Raw genomic sequence first — 2,400 nt, 5'->3', positions numbered from 1 at the left:
AGGGTCGGCCAAAGGCACTGGCGAGATGTCGCAAGCGACTCCCCGATCATTCGCCGCTCACTCCGCCGAACGGTGATAGCGCGCCACGTAGCGCGCCTGGCCGATGATCTTTCCGTGCATCTGATAGGCGACGAGCGCCGGACTGGAATCCGCTTTGACATCGAGGCTGGAAACCGCCAGTGCCGAAACCGTCACGATATATCGGTGGGATTCGCCTTGCGGCGGGCACGGTCCGCCATAAGCCGAGGCACCAAAATCGGTCAGCGTCTCGATGGCACCTATTGGCAGCACTCGGGCATTGCCCGACGCGCCTTTCTCGATCGAGGTTTGAGACGGCGGAATGTTTGCCACTTGCCAGTGCGTCCAGCCCAGACCGCCCGTGGGCGCATCGGGGTCGTGGATGGTGATGACGATGCTCTTCGTGCCGGTCGGAACACGCGACCACGAAATGCGCGGAGACACGTTTTCGCCGTGACAGCCAAATCTACCGTACACTTGTTCGTTTCCGAACTGACCGCGATTCAGCCCATCGACTTTGACAGTGAAAGAATTTGCAACCGCGACGGCTGGTACAGTTGCAAGCAAAGCCGTGCAGAAGGCTGGCAGGAGACCGTTGAGTTTCATATCGAGTCCGTTGTGTAGAACTAGTAGAAGAAATGTGCTCATTAACTTTCATTGGCTGAACGTTATGAGCAGGCACCCGCGGAAATGCCGGCACCTTGCGGGCTTCAATCAACCTCAGTAGTCCAAGAAGACCGGCGCGCAACGAAAAGCGTCGCCGTCCAATGCCATTCGGCCGGCCGAAGGGAATGGCAGGTGCGCAGCCGCAAGCAACTCATCGGGATCAGCCACGTTCCGCAAGAGATCGACCCGAACGCGTACAGCCTCATCAGCGTCGTGTTCGAAGCCGTTATGCCAGCCCGGACTCGAAGCCAACGGGGAACACGGCGTCGCCGGCCGGCGTCAGTCGATCGCCGTCTTGGCGACCACGAAGATGCTGTGTCCAGGACTACGGCCGCCAGTTGATGCAGACACCCATCGAAGCCACCTCGCACTGCTCCTCAATAGCTGGAGTCGGCTTTCGTAGGCACACTGAAGTCGAGCCAATCAGTAGTCCCACTGTACCGGCACAAAACGGAAGCCCTTACCGGCCTTTGCAATGTGACCGATGGACGGAAACGCGACATGGGCTGCGGCCAGGAGCGCGCGGGTTTCAGCGGCTTCGTTGAACAGCGCGATACGCACGTTCAAAGCCGCTTCAGGATCGTGCTCGAAGCCATTTTGCCAATCGGGATTGTCGAAGTTGACTTCGAAAATCGCGTCGCCTACGAACGTCAGCTTCTCCCCGTGTGATGCGACATCCACTACGCAATGTCCCGGCGTATGACCACCGGTTACGCGCGCCGACACGCCCGCTGCGACTTCTACGGTCTGCTCGAACTGCACGATGTTTTCGCTGTAGAGTTCCACGAACTTTGCAGCAGCCTTGCGGAGCGCGGGAGGAACCGTTTCCGGCATCACCGTCTTGCTGAAGTCTGGATTTTTCCAGAACTCCACTTCTGCGGCGGACACGTGAATGCGCACGTCCGGACGCAGCCTGGCCTTGACACCATCGACGTTCAGCCCGCCGACGTGATCCATGTGCATATGCGTGACCACGATATCGGTGATCGCAGCCAGGTCGATGCCAGCTGACTCCAGGCGCATGACCGACTGACCGGCGCGCGAGAAGTATTCGAAACCGTCGCCTACGCCAGAGTCGATCAGGATTAGGCGTTCGCCGCTGCGCACGAGCGCGATATTCAACGCCCAATCGAACATATCGCGTTGCAGGAAACGACCATCGAACCAATCGTTGCGGTCTGTTTCGCTCACGTTGGTGGACATGGTGGAAGTCGGCAGCGGCAGGACGCCATCGCTGATCAACACCACGTCGACGTCACCCACGCGCACGGCGTAGCGGGAAGGCACGAGTTCGACCGAACCTTCTTTGCCGAGATTGGCGATAACGGGCTGCACGTTGCGGATTGTTTGGCTCATCTTCGATAGTCCCGGAAATTAAGTGGAGTAAGCCGCACTGCGCGGCGTGTTTTCACGAGCACGACCACGAATGCCGCGCGCTTCGTTTTGCTCGCATTTCGACCGAGCGTGTGACGGATTGTAGGTAGAGGTGGCGAAGGCCAGTAGCGTCACGAATGAGTACACCGTGTTGTCTGGGTGGCGACAATAGACGAAGGACAGGCGAGAAGTGGCGGCTCGATCCGGCGATTGCGCAAGGGCGACGAAGCCGCTCGGAGTTGAAGCCGCGGTCGGCGGCGATCATGCGCAGGCATTGCAGTGCAGTGGATGGCCGCGCAATCCGCGAATCGGTGGAGTCGCGTTGATCGGCGGCACTGATTG

At 59.4% G+C, this 2,400-nt stretch carries 2 protein-coding genes and 1 pseudogene; all 3 read right to left on the bottom strand.

Annotated elements, in window-relative coordinates; all coding sequences use genetic code 11:
* Positions 1 to 57: 57 nt before the first annotated feature.
* The gene (locus AWB82_RS36530) at positions 58 to 624 is read right to left on the bottom strand and encodes a YbhB/YbcL family Raf kinase inhibitor-like protein (RefSeq protein ID WP_086974095.1); all 567 of its coding nucleotides are present in this window, start codon (positions 622 to 624) and stop codon (positions 58 to 60) included.
* A gap of 483 nt (positions 625 to 1,107) precedes the next feature.
* Entirely contained in the window at positions 1,108 to 2,040 is a 933-nt protein-coding gene (locus AWB82_RS36525; protein WP_086974094.1) for an MBL fold metallo-hydrolase, read from the bottom strand.
* A gap of 212 nt (positions 2,041 to 2,252) precedes the next feature.
* A pseudogene (locus tag AWB82_RS38780) lies at positions 2,253 to 2,400 on the bottom strand (IS5/IS1182 family transposase); the annotation flags it as partial.

This window comes from Caballeronia glebae (assembly GCF_001545035.1).
GTDB classification, from domain to species: domain Bacteria; phylum Pseudomonadota; class Gammaproteobacteria; order Burkholderiales; family Burkholderiaceae; genus Caballeronia; species Caballeronia glebae.
The sequence above is the reverse complement of the archived record's forward strand: the minus strand, read 5'-3'. Positions and strand labels throughout refer to the sequence as shown.

Bases quoted from the DNA above. Each gene is read 5' to 3' on its own strand.
- AWB82_RS36530 (WP_086974095.1), bottom strand. From the start codon at position 624: ATGAAACTCAACGGTCTCCTGCCAGCCTTCTGCACGGCTTTGCTTGCA.
- AWB82_RS36525 (WP_086974094.1), bottom strand. From the start codon at position 2,040: ATGAGCCAAACAATCCGCAACGTGCAGCCCGTTATCGCCAATCTCGGC.